Source organism: Microbaculum mangrovi (assembly GCF_051390635.1).
Taxonomy (GTDB): Bacteria; Pseudomonadota; Alphaproteobacteria; order Rhizobiales; family Tepidamorphaceae; genus Microbaculum.
The window spans coordinates 143,749-163,037 of record NZ_JBPODT010000001.1 but is presented as its reverse complement, the minus strand read 5'-3'; the positions used below and the strand labels follow the sequence as shown (position 1 = coordinate 163,037).

Sequence of the window (19,289 nt, the reverse complement as noted above, 5' to 3'; positions counted from 1 at the left end):
CCCTACCGGTCCTCGCGGCCGGCGGCGACCTCGTTGATCGAACGCCACACGGTGTAGAGCGACGTTGCCGCGAAGACCCACAGGCCGACGGCGGCCCCGGCATAGCCGTACCAGACCGGCATCTGCAGGATCATCGTCGTTTCGTTGTAGCTGAGCTTGTCGACGAGGCCGAGCTGCAGGCGCCACGCGATCAGGACGGCGGCGCCGGTCATCAGCACGTTGCCGACAAGGGTCAGCGCCGCCTTGGTACGGTCTCCCAGCCGGGTCAGGAATACATCGACCGTGACGTGACCCCGGTTGAGCTGGCACCAGGGCAGGAAGGCGGATACGGCAACGGCGCAGCCGGCCGAGACCAGCTCGAAATCGCCCGGAACGGGTCCCAATCGGTCGAAGGGGAAGAAATCGAAGACGCCGACCAGGGCGCGGCCGGTGATGCTGACCACCGTCATGACCACCAGCGCCAGCAGCAGGAGGCCTCCAAGCAGGGCCAGCGTTGCTGTAATCGCTCTGACGATCCGCCCGACACCGGCTTCGAGCCCCGGCGCCAGACCGGGTATGGATTCCGCGTCCCTCGCCATAATGCCGTTTTCCCCACCGAGCGATCGGGGCGAGCTGTCGGCCCGCCCCGTCGTAGTCCCCGCAGTAGTCTACGCCGCCGTTTCGCGAACGGCGGGATTAATCGATCCGGATCGTCAGTTGCTGTACTTCTCGATCAGCGCCTTGGCGTCGTCGTACATCGTCTGGCCGTCATAGCCCTTTTCGTTCATCTCGGCGATCCAGCCTTCGACGACCGGCTGGGAGGCTTCCTTCCAGCGGGCGACCTCGGCCTCGTCGAGCTCGATCATCTTGTTGCCGCGCTCGGTGGCGATCTTCAGGCCCGGCGCGTCGCCTTCGTCCATGACGCGGCCGACCCACTTGGACGCCTCGCGGCCCGAGTTGGCGTCGACGATCTTCTTCAGGTCGTCCGGCAGGTTGTCATAGGTGTCCTTGTTCATCGCGAAAACGAAGAAGCTCGTGTAGAAGCCGCGATCGCCGGCGAACGAGGTGTGGGTGTCGACGAGCTCGGCTACCTTGAGCGGCGCGGTCACCTCCCACGGGATCACGGTGCCGTCGATGACGCCCTTGGAGAGGGCCTCGGGAACCGCGGGAACCGGCATGCCGACGGGTGTGGCGCCGAGGTTCTCGATGAGCTTGTTGACCATGCGGGTGGGGCCGCGCAGCTTCATGCCCTTCAGATCCTCGAGCGTTTGGACGCCGTCGCCCTTGGCGTGGATCAGGCCGGGGCCGTGGGTATGGACGGCGATGACATGGACGTCCTTGAATTCGTCCTTCAGGTACTTCTCGTAGTAGTCCCAGGCGGCCTGCGACGTGGCTTCGGCGCTCGTCGGCATGAACGGCAGCTCGAAAGCCTCGGTTCCGGGGAAGCGGCCGGGGGTGTAGCCGGGCAGGGTCCAGATCACGTCGGCGACGCCGTCGCGCACCTGATCGTAGAGGGCGGGCGGAGAGCCGCCGAGCTGCATGGACGGATAGAACTCATAATCGATGCGGCCGTTGGACTCCTCCTTGAGCTTCTCGGCCCAGGGAACAATAAAGTTCTTCGGCACCGGCGCCGCTGCCGGCAGGAACTGGTGGATCTTCAGCACGACGTCGGCGGCCGAAGCCGGCAGGGCCGGCGCGGTCATCATCGCGACGGCGGCCGCGATGGCGAAAACAGCACGTTTCATGATGTCCTCCCAAATCAATCGTCGAACATCCGCGCGGGACGCTGCGGGGGCGACGATTTCCTGACGGGAAGGCTAGTTGGCGGGGCCAACCACCGCAAGCGACACGGAGGCTCACCCACCGGAATTTGGGCGGAAACCGATCATTTGTTCGAATTACGGACAATGCAGGCGGCAAAAAGGCCCTGTTTTTGCATCGGAATGACCCAAAAGGGGCTGCCGATACCGCTCGCTGTCGAGGTCGATCTAGCTGTCGGGGTCGATTTTCTGCGCCAGCGTGTCCAGGCTGGATTCGATCCGCTCGATCAGGCGGCCCATCTCGTCGTGGTGGCTGCGCAGCCGCTTGAGCTCGCCCTTCAGAAGCGCGATCTCGTGGCGGCCGCCCGGTGGGACGGTGCCTTCACCGCCGATCAGCCAGGTCGGCGTGACGTCGAGGACACCGGCCAGCATAAACAAGCGGTTGGCCCGCGGGGCGCTGCGGCCGTTTTCCCAGGAGGCGAGGGTGCGGGTGGTGACCCCGAGACGGCGTGCCACCTGAGCCGTCGAAAGGCCCGCGGCTTCGCGTGCGCTCTTCACCCGGTCCGCGGTGGTCGATGGTTTGGACGCCTTCCTGCGGGCCATCGCAAACTCCTCGTCTTGTGTCGCGGCCGGATGACCGCCACTTCGCCAATAGCATTCACGGGATGCGGGCTTGCGACCGTTTGCGGCGTTTCATGAGCCGGATGCGTCCATTTCGGCAAAGACTTCCTTGGCGGCCTTGAAGGCGGCGTTTGCCGCGGGCACGCCGCAGTAGATCGCCGATTGCAGGAGCGCCTCGACCACATCCTCGCGCGGCACGCCGCAGTTCACGGAGGCGCGCAGGTGCATCTTCAGCTCCTCGTGATGGCCAAGGGCGAGCAGCATGACGATGGTCAGCAGGCTGCGGGTGCGCCGGTCGAGCCCGGGACGCTCCCAGATCTCGCCCCAGGCATAGCGGGTGATCAGGTCCTGGAAATCCCGGTCGATGTCGCTGGTGCGGGCGACGGCACGGTCGACGTGGGCGTCGCCGAGCACGGCGCGGCGGTTGGTCATGCCGTTCGTGTGGCGGGTCTTGTCATCCATCGCTGTCAGGCCTTCAGAAAGGTCGAGACGGTTTCGCTGAATTCGGCTTCCTGCTCGATGTTGGACAGGTGGGCGGCGTCCAGCACGACGAGTCGCGATCCCTTGATCGCGGCCCGGATCTCCTCGGCGTTGGCGACCGGCGTCGAGGGGTCGTGCCGGCCGGCGACGACCAGCGTCGGCAGATCGATTGCCGCGATCGCCTCGCGCAGGTCGATATCGCGCAGGGCGGCGCAGCATCCGGCGTAGCCGGCGGCCGGTGTCGCCTTGATCATCGCGCGGATGCGGTCGACGGCGGCCGGCTGCTCGTTCTGGAACCGCTTGGTGAACCAACGGTCGACGACCGCCTCGGCAAGCGGGGCCATGCCGGTGGAAAGCACCGTGTCGATGCGCTGCTGCCATGTTTCGGTGTCGCCGATCTTGGCGCCGGTGTTGCAGAGGACCAGCTTCTCGAAGCGCTCGGGCGCGTTCACGCCGAGCCACATCCCGGTGACCCCGCCCATCGAAAGCCCGCAGAAACAAGCCTTGTCGACGCCGGCGGCATCCATCACCGCGAGGGCGTCGCGGCCGAGGTCGTCGAAGCTGTAGTCGCCCGACGGCGCGTCCGATTGCCCGTGGCCGCGGGTGTCATAGCGCAGAACCCGGAAATCGCGGCCGAGCGCGGCGGTCTGCGCATCCCACATCCGCAGATCGGTGCCCAGCGAGTTCGAGAACACCAGCCACGGCCCGTCCGGGCGGCCGGAGATGTCGTAATGGATGATTGCCCCGTTCGCGGCGGTCTCGGGCATGGCCGGACTCCCTTCGTCAGTTTCGTATTGCCTTCCAGCGCGCGACGATCGTATCGACCGTCGCTTCGGAGATTCCGAGATAGGTGGACGGATCAAGGGCGGTTTCGATCCCCTCCAAACCCAGGCCGTCGACGATTTCGCCGGTTTCCCGGCAGATTTCCGCAAGACGGCGATCCTCTGCGATGGCGCGCCTGGCGGCGGTCTCGACGACGTGATGGGCCTCGTGCCGGCCGAGCGTCGGCGCCAGCGCCATCATCAGCGCCTCCGACATCAGCGTGCCGTTGCCGATATCGAGGTTGGCGCGCATGCGCTCCGGGCGGACCTCGAGATCGGCGATCGTCTCGGCGACGTGGCCGAGCGCGCCGGCGGCGATTTCGAACAGATCCGGCAGGATGGTCCATTCCGCGTGCCAACCGCCGGCGCCGCGCTCGTGCTCCTGGGGCATGGCCGAGAGGAGGGCGGAGGCGAGGCCGCTCGCCCGCATTGCATTGGCGCGCACGGCGGGCGCGGCCACCGGATTGCGCTTCTGCGGCATGGTCGAGGAGCCTCCGCGGCCGGGGCCGGCCGGTTCTGCCGCCTCGCCGACCTCGGCCTGCATCAGCAAGGCGATATCGCCGGCGATCTTGGCGAGCGCCTCGGTGAGGATGGCGAGTTCCGTGCCGATCCGGGCGGAGCCGTCGCGGGCGGTGTGCCAGGCGATGTCTGGAACCGGCAGATCGAGCCGACGCCCGAGGTCTTCGCGCACAATGGCGGCCTTGCTCCCGATCGCCGCGAGGGTGCCGACCGCGCCGCCGAACTGCAGGACAAGCCCCTGGTCGGCGGCGGTCTTGATGGCGGTCCGACAGCGCATCAGCATGGCGAGCCAGCCGGCAAGCTTGAATCCGAATGTAATTGGCAATGCCGGTTGCAGCAGCGTGCGGCCGGGCATGACCGTGGAGCGATGGGCCTCGGCCCGGGCGGCGAGGGCGTCGCCGAGCGCAACCGTTTCCCTATCGATCAGCGCCATCGCCCGGCCGAACACAAGGGCGTTCGCGGTGTCGATGACGTCCTGGCTGGTGGCGCCCCAGTGGACCCAGCCGCGGCCCGGTTCGGTGCAGTGTGCGGTCAGCGCCTTGACGAAGGGGATCGCAGGGTTGCCGGCGCGCCGGGTCGCTTCGCCGATCGCTTCGATGTCCGGTTCGAAGCTGGCGCAGGCGCCTTCTATCGCGCTGGCCGCGTCTGCAGGGATCAGGCCGGCGGCCGCCTCGCTTGCCGCCAGCGCCGCCTCGAAGGCAAGCATGGCGCGAACGCGTTCGCGGTCCGAGAGCACGGCCTGCATATCGGCGGAGGCGAAGAGCGGGGTCAGCAAATCGGATTGCACGGGCGCCGCCGGACTGATCGGGACAAGGTTGGCGGACTTTAGTCGCAGGCGGACGCGAATGTCACCCGTCGACTTCCTTTCGCGGCGGTTCGCGCTAAACTCCGCGCCAAAGAGGGAGGTTTGCACACATGGCTATGACGATGACTGGCGAGTACACGATCGCTGCCGACCGGCAGACCGTGTGGAACGCGCTCAATGACCAGGACGTGCTGGCCGCCTGCATTCCCGGTTGCGAGAGCTTCGAGAAGAAGAGCGATACCGAGTTCAGCGCCGTGGCGACCGTCAAGATCGGCCCGGTGAAGGCGAAATTCAAAGGCGACGTCGCGCTGTCGGATATCGACGCACCGAACAGCTACAGGATTTCCGGCCAGGGGCAGGGCGGGGTCGCCGGCTTCGCCAAGGGCGGCGCCACCGTCTCGCTGAAGGATGGCGAGGACGGCGGCACGGTGCTCTCCTACGACGTGGAAGCCCATGTCGGCGGCAAGATCGCGCAGGTCGGCCAGCGCCTCATCAACGGTGCGGCGAAGAAGACAGCGGACCAGTTTTTCGAGAATTTCCGCAACCGGGTGACCCCTGACCAGAACGCGGCCTGACGCGCCGCTGCGTCACCCTTCGCCATTTGTCGGCTTGACCGGCATCCGTAATGGGTAAAAAATCGGCGCAAAACAATATGCGCAGCAGGGAGGCCAATTAAAAATAATCAAGATTCGCGGGATTTCCCCGTATTCTCATTGAATATTTTCCCGGCACACACACGGAGTTCAGGCCGGTTTCCGACCGCCTGAGGGAGGAACGAAATGCCGAAAATATCGATGACCGTCAATGGTCAGGCGGTCTCCGCCGATGTGGAGGCCCGCACGCTTCTCGTGGACTACATCCGCGAGCAACTCAGACTTACCGGAACACATGTCGGTTGCGATACCAGCCAGTGCGGCGCCTGCGTCGTCCACGTGGACGGACGCGCGCTGAAATCGTGCACGACGCTCGCCGCCCAGTGCGACGGCGCTTCGGTGACGACGATCGAGGGGCTTGCCAAGGGTGACCAGCTTCATCCGATGCAGGAAGCCTTCCGCGACAATCACGGCCTGCAATGCGGGTTCTGCACGCCGGGCATGATCATGTCGGCCGTCGACATGGTGAACCGGCACGGCGGCAAGCTCGACGAGGCGACGATCCGCCACGAGCTCGAAGGCAACCTGTGCCGCTGCACGGGCTACCACAACATCGTCAAGGCTATCGCTCAAGGCTGCGAGGCCATGGCCTCAAGTGGCCGTATCGCAGCCGAATAATATCGATAATTCCAGTCTCTGGGAGGAGACGATATGAGTGCGACCGGAATCGGTGCCCGTGTGAAACGGGTCGAGGACCAACGCTTCATCACCGGCAAGGGCCATTATGTCGACGACGTGAACCGGGAAGGGCAAACCTACGCCTATTTCCTGCGCTCGCCGCACGCCCATGCCAGGATCAAGGGTATCAACGCGAGCCAGGCGACCGCCATGGATGGCGTGCGTGTCGTCCTGACCGGCGAGGATCTTGCCGCCGACGGGATCGGCCCGCTGCCGTGCGGCTGGATGATCCATTCCAAGGACGGATCGCCGATGGTCACGCCGGGCCATCCGTGCCTGGCCCAGGGCAAGGTGCGCTATGTCGGCGACCCTGTCTGCGTCGTCATCGCCGACTCCATCGAGCTAGCCCGCGACGCCGCCGAGCAGATCGATGTCGACTACGAGGTGCTGCCGGCCGTCGTCGACGTGGCCAAGTCGCAGGGCTCGGGCATCGCCGTCCACGAGGAAGCGCCGCGCAACACCGCCTATGAGTGGGAACTCGGCGACAAGGCCGCGGTCGAAGCCGCTTTCGCCAAGGCGCATCACGTCACCAAGATCGATCTCGTCAACAACCGCCTGATCCCGAACGCGATGGAGCCGCGCGCGGCCGTCGCCGAATACGACTCCGGCACCGGCCACACCACCGTGTGGACCACCAGTCAGAACCCGCATGTGGCGCGTCTGGTCATGTCGGCGTTCCTGAACGTCTCGCCGGAGCACAAGCTGCGCGTCATCGCGCCGGACGTGGGTGGCGGGTTCGGCTCCAAGATCTACGTCTATCCGGAAGAAACGGTGTCCGCCTGGGCGTCGAAGAAGGTCGGCAAGCCGGTGAAGTGGACGGCCGACCGCACCGAGGCCTTCCTGTCGGACGCGCACGGGCGCGATCACGCCACCCACGCCGAGCTGGCGATGGACGAACGGGGCCGGTTCCTGGCGATGCGGGTCAAGACGCTGGCCAATGTCGGCGGCTACATGAGCCTGTTCGCTTCCTCGGTGCCGACCTATCTCTACGCCACGCTGTTGTCGGGACAGTACGACATTCCGGCGATCTACGCGGAAGTGGACGCGGTCTACACCACGACGACGCCGGTCGACGCCTATCGCGGCGCCGGACGCCCGGAGGCGACCTTCGTGGTCGAGCGTTTGGTCGAGGTTGCCGCCCGCGAGATCGGCGTGGACCCGGCGACGCTGCGCAAGCGCAACTTCATCCGCAAGTTCCCGCACCAGACGCCGGTGATCATGGCCTATGACATCGGCGACTATCATGCCTCCCTCAACAAGGCGATGGAGGTTGCCGACTACAAGGGCTTCGGCAAGCGCAAGCGCGAGTCGGCGCGGCGCGGCAAGCTGCGGGGCATCGGTTTCTCGACCTATATCGAGGCCTGCGGCATCGCGCCCTCGCAGGCGGTCGGGTCGCTCGGCGCCGGCGTCGGCCTGTGGGAATCCGCCGAGGTCCGGGTCAATCCGGTCGGCACGGTCGAGGTCCTGACCGGCTCGCACAGCCACGGCCAGGGCCACGAGACGACCTTCGCCCAGCTGGTCGCGGACCGTCTCGGCATTCCCTTCGAGAACGTCTCGATCGTCCATGGCGACACCGACAAGGTGCAGTTCGGCATGGGCACCTACGGCTCGCGCTCCGGTGCAGTCGGCATGTCGGCGATCTCCACGGCGCTCGACAAGGTCGTCGCCAAGGGCAAGAAGATCGCCGCCCACCTGCTCGAGGCGGCGGAAGCCGACATCGACTTCAAGGACGGCAACTTCACCGTGAAGGGCACCGACAAGGCGATCGACTGGACGTCGCTGGCGCTCGGCGCCTATGTGGCGCACGGGTTCCCGCCCTCGGAGATCGAGCCGGGCCTGAAGGAAACGTCGTTCTACGATCCGACGAACTTCACCTTCCCGGCGGGCTGCCACATCTGCGAGGTGGAACTGGACCCGGACACCGGCGTCACCGAGATCGTCAACTGGGTCGCCGTCGATGATTTCGGCACGGTCATCAATCCGATGATCGTCGAGGGCCAGGTGCATGGCGGGATCGCCCAGGGGGTCGGCCAGGCGCTGCTGGAAGGCACGCGCTACGACAGTGACGGCCAGCTGCTTTCGGGCTCGTTCATGGACTATACCATGCCGCGCGCCGACAACCTGCCGAGCTTCACGGTGGACACCACCGTCACGGCATGTCCGTCGAACCCGCTCGGCATGAAGGGCTGCGGCGAGGCCGGGGCCATCGCGGCGCCGGCGGCCGTCGTCAACGCCGTCACCGACGCGCTCGGACACGAGGACCTGGCAATGCCCGCCACGCCCCAGGCGGTCTGGCGTGCGGCCCGGAAAACCGCGCAGCGCGCGGCCGCCGAATAAGGAGGATCACAGATGTATCCGTTCAACTATCATCGGCCCGCGACGGTCCGTAAGGCTGCCGGGCTGTTGGCCAAGATGGAAGACGCCAAGGTCCTCGCCGGCGGCCATACGCTGCTGCCGACGATGAAGCAGCGGCTGGCCTCGCCGTCGGATATCGTCGATCTCGGCGGCATCGAAGGGCTGGCGGGAATAGAGCAGAAAGGCCGCAAGATCCACATCGGGGCGATGACGCCGCATGCCGACGTCGCCAATTCCGATGTCGTCCGGGAGGCGATTCCGGCGCTTGCCCAGCTTGCCGGTGGCATCGGCGATCCGCATGTGCGCGCCCGCGGCACAATCGGCGGCTCGATCGCCAACAACGACCCGAACGCCGACTACCCGGCCGCCTGCCTGGGCCTCGGCGCGACGATCGTCACCAACAAGCGCAAGATCGAGGCCGACGATTTCTTCGTCGACATGTTCGAGACGGCGCTGGAGCCCGGCGAGATCGTCACCAAGGTGATCTTCCCGATTCCGCGCAAGGCCGGCTATGCGAAGTTCCCGAACCCGGCCTCGCGCTATGCGCTCGTCGGGGTGTTCGTGTCGAAGCGCGGCAAGGAGGTGCGTGCGGCGGTGACAGGCGCCGGCTCGTGCGTGTTCCGCTCCAAGGACCTGGAAGCCGCACTGTCGACCCGGTTCGCGCCGAAGTCGCTCGAAGGGGTGAGCGTCCCCTCCGACGGCCTCAACAGCGACATCCATGCCAGCGCCGACTACCGGGCGAACCTGATCGCCGTGATGGCGCGGCGTGCGGTGACGGCGGCGTGAGCCGCCGACCAGCGCGACCTGTGTGCTAGATTGCGGTCGGCGTCCAAATCGGCGCCGGCCGTTTCACACTTCGCCAAACAGTCCGGAGCCCGCCGTGGCCGACCAGAGTCCCGAGATCCCGCAGTCCATCGATGCGACGCTGAAGCTGCTTGCCTCGGCCGACTATGTCTCCGACCGGTCGTTGGCGACCGTCCTCTATCTGGCGCTGAAGATGGGGCGGCCGCTGTTCCTGGAAGGCGAGGCGGGCGTCGGCAAGACCGAAATCGCCAAGGTGCTGGCCAAGGCGCTCGGCCGGCGGCTGATCCGGCTGCAGTGCTACGAAGGCCTCGACGTATCGTCGGCCGTCTACGAGTGGAACTATGCCGCCCAGATGATCGAGATCCGCGTGGCGGAAGCCGAGGGCGTCGTCGACCGCGCCAGGCTCGGCGAGGACGTGTTCTCCGAACGGTTCCTGGTCAAGCGGCCGCTGCTCGAGGCCCTTGAGCCGGACACCGCGGGGCCGCCGGTGCTGCTGATCGACGAACTCGACCGCACCGACGAGGCCTTCGAGGCCTTCCTGCTGGAGGTCCTGTCCGACTTCCAGGTGACGATCCCGGAGATCGGCACCGTGACCGCCGACCGGCCGCCGATCGTCATCATAACCTCCAACCGCACCCGCGAGATCCACGACGCGCTGAAGCGGCGCTGTCTCTATCACTGGGTCGACTATCCCGACGCCGCCCGCGAACTGTCGATCGTCAAGGCGAAGGTGCCCGAGGCGCCGCAGAAGCTGAGCCGCGAGGTCGTCGCCTTCGTCCAGGCGATCCGCAGGGAGGACCTGTTCAAGGCGCCCGGCGTGGCCGAGACGCTCGACTGGGCGACGGCACTGACCGAGCTGAACGCCGTGGCGCTCGATGCCGCCACCATCTCCGATACGCTCGGCGTCCTGCTCAAGTATCAGGACGACATCCAGCGGATGCAGGGCTCCAAGGCCAAGGAGCTGCTCGACCAGGTGCGCGCGGAGTTGCGCGCCGCAGGGTAGACCAGGATGACGGACCGCCCCGATACGACATCCGTTCCGGCGGCAGAGGCCGAAGCCTTCGAAGGCCGCCTTGCCGACAACATCGTCCATTTCGCCCGGGCTCTGAGGACTGCCGGGATGCGCGTCGGGCCGGGCAGCGTGGTCGACGCCATCCGGGCGGTGGAGACCGCCGGCATCGGCGAGAAAGCCGATTTCTACTGGGTGCTGCACTCGGTGCTGGTGAAGCGGCACGAGGATCACGACCTGTTCGACCAGGCGTTCCGGCTGTACTGGCGCAAGCGCGCGCTGCTCGAACGGCTGATGTCGCAGCTGCTGCCGCCGTCGCCGCCGGTGCCGCGCGAGGACGCCGAGGAAGTGCGATCCCGCGTCGCCGAGGCGCTTCTGAAGAACGAGCAGAAGCCGGAGATGCCGAAGCCGAAGCGGGAAATCGACGCCAAGTTGACGCTGTCGAGCCAGGAGATCCTGCAGCGCAAGGATTTCGAGCAGATGTCGGCCGCCGAGATTGCACAGGCGCGGCAGATGATCGCCCGCATGATGCTGCCGTTCGACAAGGTGAAGACGCGGCGGCTGGAGCCGTCGTCGCGTGGACGGCAGATCGATCTGCGCCGCTCGTTGCGTTCCAGCATCCGTGGCGGCTCGCACGGCATGATCGACCTGAAGCGCCTGGCGCCGTCGCGGAAGCATCCGCCGCTGGTTGCGATCTGCGACATTTCCGGGTCGATGACGCAGTACAGCCGGATGTTCCTGCATTTCCTGCACGCGCTGACGGAGGCGCGCGGGCGGGTGCACAGCTTCGTGTTCGGCACGCGGCTCACCAACATCACCCGCCAGCTCAAGGCGCGCGATCCAGACGAGGCGCTGGAGCGCTGCTCCGACATCGTCCAGGACTGGGCCGGCGGCACGCGCATCGCCACCTGCCTGCACGCGTTCAACCGCGACTGGTCGCGCCGGGTGCTGGGGCAGGGCGCGGTGGTGCTGCTTGTGACCGACGGGCTAGAACGCGACGGGCGTGAGGAACTGGACTTCGAGATGGACCGGCTGCACCGGTCCTGCCGGCGGCTGATCTGGCTCAATCCGCTGTTGCGCTACGACGGCTTCGAGGCGAAGGCGGCCGGCATCGTCACCATGCTGCCGCATGTCGACGAATTCCGCACGATCCACAATCTCGGTGCGATGGCCGATCTCGTGCGCGCGCTCGACGCGCGCCGGCCGGGTGGGGCCGATCCGATGCGCTGGCTCAGGGGAGAGGCGGCGTGACGTGCCTTCGTCGCTGCGCTGTTCGTGAGGGGCGAAGGGCGGCACGGCCGGATGGAACCGTGCTCGACCTGTCAGCCCGACCGGCAGGGCCCTATTTCATGTTCATGCCGCCACGGCATTTCCGCGCGTGTCGCGTCAGGAGGTCCCCATGAGCGAACTCACCATCAATCCGCTCGACGATCCGCTTGCCATCGCCGAGGCGTGGCGCAAGGCCGGCCGCGACGTGGCGCTTGCCACCGTGGTCGAGACCTGGGGTTCGGCGCCGCGTCCCGCAGGCAGCCATCTGGTGATCGATGCCGACGGCAATTTCGAAGGTTCGGTGTCGGGCGGCTGCGTCGAAGGCGCGGTGATCGCCGAAGCCGTCGACGTGATCGGAGGCGGCGAGCCCAGGATCCTTGAATTCGGCGTCGCCGACGAGACTGCCTGGCGGGTCGGCCTGTCCTGCGGCGGGCGGATCAAGGTCTTCGTCGAAAAGGTCGACTGATCATGCCTTCGACCGAGTTGCTGATCGCCTTTGCGCTGGCGACAGCCATCTTCGCCTACATGCCCGGTCCGGCGATGCTCTATACCGCCGCGCAGACGCTGGCCCGGGGAAAGCGGGGCGGCCTGAAGGCCGCGCTGGGTATCCATGTCGGCTGTTATGTCCATGTTCTGGCAGCGGTTTTCGGACTGGCGGCGTTGATGAAGCTGGTGCCCGAGCTCTATCTCGGGCTGAAGCTTGCCGGCGCGCTGTATCTCGTCTGGCTCGGCATCGCGATGATCCGCGGCGCAAAGGGCGAGAACCCGGCTGTCATGATCACCGCGCGCTCGCCGCGCCGGGCCTTCGCCGACAGCATGCTGGTCGAGATCCTCAATCCGAAGACCGCGGTGTTCTTCGTGGCCTTCCTGCCGCAGTTCGTCGATCCGGCCGCGGGCCTGCCCGTCTGGGCGCAGCTTCTGGTCCTCGGAACGATCGTCAACTTCGCCTTTTCCTCCGCCGATATGGTCGTCATCGCGCTGTCGTCGGTGGCAATGGCCCGCCTCAAGGCAAGCCGGCGTGCGCAGCGCGTCGCCCAGGCGATCGGCGGAACGATCCTGATCGGGCTCGGGGCCCGGCTCGCGATGGAACGGAGTTGAGGGCTTCATGAAACTCGACCTTCTCGCACAGCTGAACGCCGACCGCACCGCGCGCAGGGCGGTGATCCTGATCACCGACACGGAGACGGGCGAACAACGGCTCGTCCGCGAGGACGATATCGCCGGATCCGACCGCGCCGATCTCTATCGCGACCTGATCCGCGCCGGCCGGTCGCGGCCGCTGAAGCAGGAAGAAGGCGGCGGTTTTGCGAACGTGCTGGTGCCGCCGGCCAAGCTCGTGCTGATCGGCGCCGTCCATATCAGCCAGGTGCTGGCGCCGATGGCCGGCATGCTGGGCTACGACGTCACCATCGTCGATCCGCGCACGGCGTTCGCCACCATGGAGCGATTTCCGCAGGTCGATCTGGTGGCGGAATGGCCGGACGCGGCGTTGCCGGACGTGGGCGTCGACCGCTGGACGGCCTTTTGCGCGCTGACCCATGATCCGAAGATCGACGATCCCGGCCTCCTGCACGCGCTGGAGAAGGGCTGCTTCTATATCGGTGCGCTCGGCAGCAAGAAGACCCATGCCCGCCGGGTCGAACGGCTGACCGGCGCCGGGATCGCGGACACCGACATCGCGCGCATTCACGCGCCGATCGGGCTGGCCATCGGTGCCCAGAGCCCGGCGGAGATCGCCGTGTCGATCATGGCGCAGATCACCGCCGCGCTCCGGCTCGGGGAGGGGTAGACATGCTGTTCGGCCCATTGGGGCTTTCGGACGCCGAAGGCGCGATCCTCGCGCACTCCCAGCGGACCGGCTCGGGAACGATTAAGAAGGGTACCGTCCTCTCGGCCGGGCACATCGAGGCGCTGCGGGCCGCCGGCCTGTCCGAGGTGGTCGCCGCCTGTCTGGAGGCCGGCGACGTGCACGAGGACGAGGCGGCCGCACGGCTGGCCGAGGCGGTTGCCGGGGTCAATGTCCGCGTCGACCGGGCCTTCACCGGTCGTGCCAATCTGTTTTCGCAGAAACCCGGCATATTGACCGTCGACCGCGCCGCGATCGACGCGTTCAACCGTATCGACGAGGCCATCACGGTCGCGACGCTCGACGCCTTCGCCCCGGTGGTGGACGGAACGATGATCGCGACGGTGAAGATCATACCGTTCGCCGTCCCGGGCGGGTCCGTCGAAAAGGCGCTTAGGACCGTTCCGCCGCGCGGGCTTTTCTCGGTCGCGCCCTACAAGCCGACGACGGTCGGCGTCGTTTCGACGGTTCTGTCCGGCACTTCGGAGAAGATGCTGAAGAAGACGGCGCGGGTGCTGGCCGAACGCGTCGCGCCGGCGGGAGCGGTGCTGCTGGAGGAGCTCCGCGTGCCGCACGAGCCCGCGGCCGTCGCCGCGGCGCTGGCCGACCTGAAGGGCCGGGGCGCCAATCTGCTGCTGGTCTTCGGTGCGTCGGCGATCGTCGATCGCGGCGACGTCGTTCCGGCCGGCATCGAGGCCGCCGGCGGCACGATCCACGATTTCGGCATGCCGGTCGATCCTGGCAACCTGCTGTTGATCGCGGACATAGCCGGAACGGCGGTGGTCGGGGCGCCGGGCTGTGCCCGCAGTCCGCGCGAGAACGGTTTCGACTGGGTGCTGCAGCGCCTGCTCGCCGGTATTCCGGTCAGCCGCGACGACATCACGGGCATGGGGGTCGGGGGGCTGCTGATGGAGATCGAGAGCCGGCCGCAGCCGCGCGCGGGTCAGGAGGTCGAGACGCAAACCCCGAAGGTCGCCGCGATCCTGCTGGCCGCGGGCCAGTCCCGGCGGATGGGCGGGCCGAACAAGCTCACCGAGCAGATCCGCGGCAAGCCGATGGTGCGGATCGCCGCGGACGCCGTACTGGCCTCCTCGGCCCGGCCGGTGATCGTCGTCACCGGCCATCAGCCGGACCAGGTCGAGGCAGCGCTTGCCGGGCTCGACGTCACCTTCGTCAACAATCCGGACTACGCCGATGGGCTTTCGACCTCGCTGAAGACGGGCATCGAGGCTCTGCCCGCGGACGTCGACGGGGCCGTGGTCTGTCTCGGCGACATGCCCGCGGTAGACGCGAGCGTGATCGATCGTCTGGTCGACGCCTTCGCGCCGGCGGACGGCAGCGCCGTCGTCGTTCCCACGGTGCAGGGCAAGCGCGGCAACCCGGTCTTGTGGGGACGGCGCTTCTTCCCGGCGCTGACCGCGATTCGCGGCGATGTCGGCGCGCGCCACCTGATCGGCGAGAACGCCGAGCTCGTCGCCGAAATCGAAATCGCGGGCGATGCCGTGCTGACCGACGTGGACACGCCGGAGGCATTGGCGCGCATTCGGAACGGGCAGACTGCCTAGGACTGAATCACTTGCGGCGCGAATTTGGCAGCACTCTCAAGGGCATGCTGCTAAAATACTGATTTTAAAGGAATATTAGGATTTCATCTCTTGAATGGGGGCCGATAGGCAGGGAGACTGTTTGCGTCAATAGCCACCATGGAGACGCCAATGGTCGATATCCAGTTCGAGGCGCAGGTCAAAGGCTACGGTCTGACGACGGCCAATATCGTCTATCGTCTTCCCGACCACCCGACGCTGCTGCAAGAGTTTCTCTGGCAACACTACGATTTGGCCCCCGACTTCCCCGAACTGTTCAAATTCCTCGAATTCTGGGATCGCGAGATCGAGGGGCCCGTCCATTCGGTGACGATCGCCCATAACAGGCTGGTCGGACCGAACGGATGGCGTGGCGCGAAGGGGATATTCCGGCTGCATTAGGCGGCCAGAAACAGACGGGCCAAAATCATCTGCCGCCGACGCGGGCTGTCCGCCGGGCTTTCGCACCGCTATAGAGGATATGGGACTTCTGCGCGGTCCGGGGGCGGTTTCTTGATGCCAGTTTCGATTGCCGCGGCTCGCGGCCAATGAGTACGCGTGGCGATGGCGGAGATACGTCCGGCCAGCCGGTGGACGCGAATTCCCACGCCATCCCGCTGTCGACTTTCGTCCTGCTCGGCGTGCTGGCGCTGGTCTGGGGCTCCGTCTTTCCGGCGATCAAGGTCGTTCTGACCGAAATGCCGGTGCTGACCTTCCGGGCGCTGTGCCTGATCGCCGGCGGCCTGGGCGTCGCCGCGCTTGCGACTTTGCGAGGGCGGTCGCTGGCCGTCACCTGGCCGCAGCTGCGCTGGCTCGCCGTCCTGGGCACCTTCAACAGTCTCGGCTGGAACGTCTTTACCGCCTACGGGCTACTGTACCTGCCGGCGGGCCGGGCGATCATTATCGGCTACACCATGCCGCTGTGGTCGGTTATCGCCGCAGCCGTGATCCTTGGCGAGCGCATTACCGCTACGAAGATCGTCGGCCTGGGCCTCGGCTTCGCAGGGCTCGCGGTGCTGGTCGGTCCGGATCTCGTCACCTTCGGAGACGCGCCGGTCGGTGTCGGACTGGTTCTGTGCGCGGCGATTTCCTGGGGGATTGGCGTGGTGCTCTTGAAATGGCGTGACATGGGGATGGCGACGACGGTACTGGCCGCCTGGCAGCTCGGGCTCGCTTCGCTGCCGCTCATTGTCGCTGCCGCCATCGTGGATGACTTCGATTGGCGGATGAGCGGCGAGGGCTGGTTCGCGCTCGCGCTCGTGGTGTTTGGCGGAATGGTAACGGCTCACCTGTTGTGGTTCACCATCGTCAAGCGTTTGCCGGCCTCGATCGCCTCGATCTCGACCCTGGTCGTCCCGGTTATCGGCGTGATCGTCGGCTCGCTGTGGCTCGGCGAGACGGTGGGGCCGGCCGAAATCGGCGCGCTGGCGCTGGTCGTCGCCGGCCTGTTCGTCGTGCTGGTGCTGCCGTCGCTCCGGGGAAAACGCCTGCGGCGCCCATAGGCCCGGTCCGGGTCAGTCGCGGCCGTAAGGCGGCCTCGGAATGGCCTTGTGCGCAGCCTGCAGCGCGCTCGACCAGCGGTCCTGAAGGTCGTGGAAATAGGGATCGCCGACATCGACGCGGTGGATGAGCTCGGACTTCAGCGCATCACGGCGATAGACCATGAGATCGAGCGGCATGCCGACGCTGAGATTGGAGCGCATGGTCGAGTCCATCGAGACGAGGCCGAGCTTCAGGGCGTCGTAGAGATCGGTCTCGTGGCCGATCGCCCTGTCGAGGATCGGCTTGCCGTACTTGTGCTCGCCGATCTGGAGATAGGGCGTATCGGCGGTCGCTTCGATGAAGTTGCCGGCCGCGTAGACCATGAACAGGCGCAGCCGACCGCCGGCGATCTGGCCGCCGACGAGGAAGGTGACATCGAAGCTCGCCTGCTGTTGTTCCAGCGACCTGCCGTCGGCGTTGTAGACCTCTCGGATGGCGCGGCCGACGAACTGGGCGGCCTTGAACATGCTCGGCTGGGTCCAGATCGTCACCATGGCGCCGGTCTCGGCGTCCTCGATCCCCTCGGTAACCAGGCTTACGACAGCCTGGCTCGCCGCCAGGTTGCCAGCGGAGGCGAGGGCGATGACGCGGTCGCCCGGTTTCTCGAAAACATGCAGTTTCTTGTAGGTGGCGATGTTGTCGACGCCCGCGTTGGTGCGGGTGTCGGCGATCATCACCACGCCCTCGTCAACGAGGATGCCGACGCAATAGGTCATGGGAATCGCTGCCAGACGACACAGTGGTGCATATATGGCAGTCCGCTCGGCGAAAAAACAGTGACTTCACTGCTGGACTGCCATGTCCGCAGTGTGGACGTTGACGGCCAGCGATTCCGTCTGGCCGCCGGCCTGGGCGCCGCGTACCGGGGCCGCCCCGAGATAATCGAGGCCGATGGCCACCCGGACATAGCCTTCGGTGACGCAGACGCCGTTGGAGGGATCGAAGCCGACCCAGCCGAGATCGGGCACATGGGCCTCGGCCCAGGCATGGCCGGCGTCGCTGGAGACCGTGCCGTCGGTCTGGACCAGATAGCCGCCGACGTAGCGGGCGGGAATGGCGAGGGTGCGCGCGGCGGCGATGAAGATATGCGCGAAATCCTGGCAGACGCCATGACCGAGCTCGAAGGCGTCGGACGCCGCGGTGCCACTGTCGGTGCGGCCGGCGTCGTAGCGGATGTGGTCGTGCAGGTCGGTCAGCATGTCGTGCAGCCCCGTCAGCCGCTCGCTGTCGTCGCGCCGGAACTTGCGCGCGTAGTCCGCGATGGCCTCGTTCGGCTCGGTCAGGTCGGTCTCGCGCAGATAGAGCGCCAGCGGCAGCCGCTCGACAGCGCCACGGACGACTCCGGCGGTCTCCTCGGTCTCCACCTCGCCCTCGACGCTGATCGTCAGCTCCTCGAAGTGGTCGTGCAGGGTGAAGGAGTGGACGACGTTGCCGAAGGCGTCCGCCGTCTCGATCAGGCGGCAGTCCTTGTCGACCTCGATGCGCCAGCGGCGCACGTGCTGGCCCTCGTGGCTGCGCGGCGACAGCCGCAGCTTCTGGATGACGTATTTCGGCGGCGTGGCGTAGGCGTAAACCGTGTCGTGCCGCACCTGGATGCGCATGCGTGCCTCTGTCCCGTTCAGATGAGGTATTGATCGGCGATCAGCGCGCCGAGCCTGTTGTTTTCCGTGATGAATTCGGTCAGGAACTCGTGCAGGCCGCCCTGGAAGATGTCGTCGGTGCGGGCGTTCCGGAGCTGCGCGCAGATCCGGCGGGCATGGCGCTGGCTCTCGCCCTGGCGGCCGTAGTCGCGCGCGAGTTCGTCGAGGAACATGGTCAGGTTGGCATAGCAGCTTGCCAGCGAGCGCGGCATCTCCTCGCGCAGGATCAACAGATCGGCGATCAGCCAGGGCTGCAACTTGTCCCGATAGACCCAGTGATAGGCGGTCAGCGCCGAGACCGAGCGCAGGATCGTCGACCATTGGAAGAAGTCGAGGCCGCCGCCGACATGCTCCGATGGCGGCAACAGCACGTGATACTTCACGTCGAGGATGCGCGCGGTGTTGTCGGCGCGTTCCAGATAGACGCCGAGCCGCGAGAACCAGTAGGCGTCGTGGCGCAGCATGGTGCGATAGGCCGCGCCGTCGACGCGCAGCGAGGTCTCCTTGACCCAGGCGATGAAGCGGTTCAGCCCCGACGGCGACACGTCGTCGGTGCGGTAGCGGTGCAGCTCCAGCCAGGCCGAGTTGATGGCTTCCCAGGTATCCGTCGTCAGCGCGGTGCGCACGGCGCGGGCGTTGGTGCGCGCCATGCGCAGGCAGTTGCGGATGGATGACGGGTTGTCTTCGGCAAACGCCAGATACTCGAACACGTTCTCCGGTGTCGCTTCCTGCCCGGTCGCGGCGAAGGCGCGGTCGCAGGCGGCGGCGGCCAGCGCGGACTGCCATTCGTTGGATTCCGTGCCCTCGGCGATCGGCACCGCGGCCATCCGGGACGCCGCGTGCAGGATGCGGGCGATACTCTCGGCGCGTTCGACGTAGCGTGACATCCAGAACAGATTATCGGCGGTACGGCTCAGCACTGTGA

21 protein-coding genes are annotated in these 19,289 nt (G+C 66.7%); 12 read left to right on the top strand and 9 right to left on the bottom strand.

The window, feature by feature from the left end; genetic code table 11:
- Nucleotides 1–2: 2 nt before the first annotated feature.
- The 6 genes from ACSF9G_RS00810 to pcaB all read right to left on the bottom strand — a co-directional run bounded on the left by ACSF9G_RS00810 (nt 3) and on the right by pcaB (nt 4,967).
- Nucleotides 3–578, bottom strand: coding sequence for a TRAP transporter small permease (locus ACSF9G_RS00810; protein ID WP_436637187.1), 576 nt, complete (start codon nt 576–578; stop codon nt 3–5).
- Nucleotides 579–692: 114 nt separating this feature from the next.
- On the bottom strand, nt 693–1,724 hold the full coding sequence (locus ACSF9G_RS00805; RefSeq protein ID WP_436637185.1) for a TRAP transporter substrate-binding protein: 1,032 nt from the start codon (nt 1,722–1,724) through the stop codon (nt 693–695).
- A gap of 243 nt (nt 1,725–1,967) precedes the next feature.
- Nucleotides 1,968–2,342, bottom strand: coding sequence for a helix-turn-helix domain-containing protein (locus ACSF9G_RS00800; RefSeq protein WP_436637183.1), 375 nt, complete (start codon nt 2,340–2,342; stop codon nt 1,968–1,970).
- A 90-nt stretch (nt 2,343–2,432) separates the two neighbouring features.
- Nucleotides 2,433–2,822, bottom strand: coding sequence for a 4-carboxymuconolactone decarboxylase (gene pcaC / locus ACSF9G_RS00795; protein ID WP_436637181.1), 390 nt, complete (start codon nt 2,820–2,822; stop codon nt 2,433–2,435).
- A 5-nt stretch (nt 2,823–2,827) separates the two neighbouring features.
- The gene (pcaD, locus tag ACSF9G_RS00790) at nt 2,828–3,607 is read right to left on the bottom strand and encodes a 3-oxoadipate enol-lactonase (protein ID WP_436637179.1); all 780 of its coding nucleotides are present in this window, start codon (nt 3,605–3,607) and stop codon (nt 2,828–2,830) included.
- A 16-nt stretch (nt 3,608–3,623) separates the two neighbouring features.
- The gene (pcaB, locus tag ACSF9G_RS00785) at nt 3,624–4,967 is read right to left on the bottom strand and encodes a 3-carboxy-cis,cis-muconate cycloisomerase (protein WP_436637177.1); all 1,344 of its coding nucleotides are present in this window, start codon (nt 4,965–4,967) and stop codon (nt 3,624–3,626) included.
- Nucleotides 4,968–5,095: 128 nt separating this feature from the next.
- On the opposite strand from pcaB, the gene ACSF9G_RS00780 reads away from it, so the two are divergent.
- The 12 genes from ACSF9G_RS00780 to ACSF9G_RS00725 all read left to right on the top strand — a co-directional run bounded on the left by ACSF9G_RS00780 (nt 5,096) and on the right by ACSF9G_RS00725 (nt 16,684).
- Complete coding sequence (locus ACSF9G_RS00780) at nt 5,096–5,560, top strand: SRPBCC family protein (protein WP_436637175.1); 465 nt, start codon at nt 5,096–5,098, stop codon at nt 5,558–5,560.
- Nucleotides 5,561–5,764: 204 nt separating this feature from the next.
- Nucleotides 5,765–6,256 (top strand): (2Fe-2S)-binding protein, encoded by a 492-nt coding sequence (locus tag ACSF9G_RS00775; protein WP_436637173.1) that lies wholly within the window; start codon nt 5,765–5,767, stop codon nt 6,254–6,256.
- A 33-nt stretch (nt 6,257–6,289) separates the two neighbouring features.
- Nucleotides 6,290–8,653 carry a xanthine dehydrogenase family protein molybdopterin-binding subunit gene (locus ACSF9G_RS00770; RefSeq protein WP_436637171.1) on the top strand — a complete coding sequence of 788 codons (2,364 nt, stop codon included), beginning with the start codon at nt 6,290–6,292 and terminating at the stop codon, nt 8,651–8,653.
- A gap of 12 nt (nt 8,654–8,665) precedes the next feature.
- Nucleotides 8,666–9,457, top strand: a complete 792-nt coding sequence (locus tag ACSF9G_RS00765; protein ID WP_436637169.1) for an FAD binding domain-containing protein — start codon at nt 8,666–8,668, stop codon at nt 9,455–9,457.
- Between the two features lie 94 nt (nt 9,458–9,551).
- Nucleotides 9,552–10,478: an AAA family ATPase gene (locus tag ACSF9G_RS00760; protein WP_436637167.1), complete on the top strand. Its 927-nt coding sequence runs from the start codon at nt 9,552–9,554 to the stop codon at nt 10,476–10,478.
- A gap of 6 nt (nt 10,479–10,484) precedes the next feature.
- Complete coding sequence (locus ACSF9G_RS00755; protein ID WP_436637165.1) at nt 10,485–11,735, top strand: vWA domain-containing protein; 1,251 nt, start codon at nt 10,485–10,487, stop codon at nt 11,733–11,735.
- A gap of 148 nt (nt 11,736–11,883) precedes the next feature.
- Complete coding sequence (locus tag ACSF9G_RS00750) at nt 11,884–12,219, top strand: XdhC family protein (protein WP_436637163.1); 336 nt, start codon at nt 11,884–11,886, stop codon at nt 12,217–12,219.
- Nucleotides 12,220–12,221: 2 nt separating this feature from the next.
- Entirely contained in the window at nt 12,222–12,851 is a 630-nt protein-coding gene (locus tag ACSF9G_RS00745) for a LysE family translocator (protein WP_436637161.1), read from the top strand.
- A gap of 7 nt (nt 12,852–12,858) precedes the next feature.
- Nucleotides 12,859–13,542 carry an XdhC family protein gene (locus ACSF9G_RS00740; RefSeq protein WP_436637159.1) on the top strand — a complete coding sequence of 228 codons (684 nt, stop codon included), beginning with the start codon at nt 12,859–12,861 and terminating at the stop codon, nt 13,540–13,542.
- 2 nt (nt 13,543–13,544) lie between these two features.
- Nucleotides 13,545–15,164 carry an NTP transferase domain-containing protein gene (locus ACSF9G_RS00735; RefSeq protein ID WP_436637157.1) on the top strand — a complete coding sequence of 540 codons (1,620 nt, stop codon included), beginning with the start codon at nt 13,545–13,547 and terminating at the stop codon, nt 15,162–15,164.
- 150 nt (nt 15,165–15,314) lie between these two features.
- Nucleotides 15,315–15,584 carry an usg protein gene (locus tag ACSF9G_RS00730; RefSeq protein WP_436637155.1) on the top strand — a complete coding sequence of 90 codons (270 nt, stop codon included), beginning with the start codon at nt 15,315–15,317 and terminating at the stop codon, nt 15,582–15,584.
- A gap of 146 nt (nt 15,585–15,730) precedes the next feature.
- A complete protein-coding gene (locus ACSF9G_RS00725) occupies nt 15,731–16,684 on the top strand; it encodes a DMT family transporter (protein ID WP_436637153.1) in 954 nt (317 codons plus the stop codon).
- A gap of 12 nt (nt 16,685–16,696) precedes the next feature.
- Here ACSF9G_RS00725 and ACSF9G_RS00720 read toward each other — a convergent pair whose 3' ends face one another.
- The 3 genes from ACSF9G_RS00720 to ACSF9G_RS00710 form a co-directional block, all read right to left on the bottom strand.
- Nucleotides 16,697–17,440 (bottom strand): proteasome-type protease, encoded by a 744-nt coding sequence (locus ACSF9G_RS00720; RefSeq protein ID WP_436637151.1) that lies wholly within the window; start codon nt 17,438–17,440, stop codon nt 16,697–16,699.
- A 66-nt stretch (nt 17,441–17,506) separates the two neighbouring features.
- The gene (locus tag ACSF9G_RS00715; protein ID WP_436637149.1) at nt 17,507–18,325 is read right to left on the bottom strand and encodes a transglutaminase family protein; all 819 of its coding nucleotides are present in this window, start codon (nt 18,323–18,325) and stop codon (nt 17,507–17,509) included.
- 17 nt (nt 18,326–18,342) lie between these two features.
- Nucleotides 18,343–19,284 (bottom strand): alpha-E domain-containing protein, encoded by a 942-nt coding sequence (locus tag ACSF9G_RS00710; protein WP_436637147.1) that lies wholly within the window; start codon nt 19,282–19,284, stop codon nt 18,343–18,345.
- Nucleotides 19,285–19,289 lie beyond the last annotated feature (5 nt).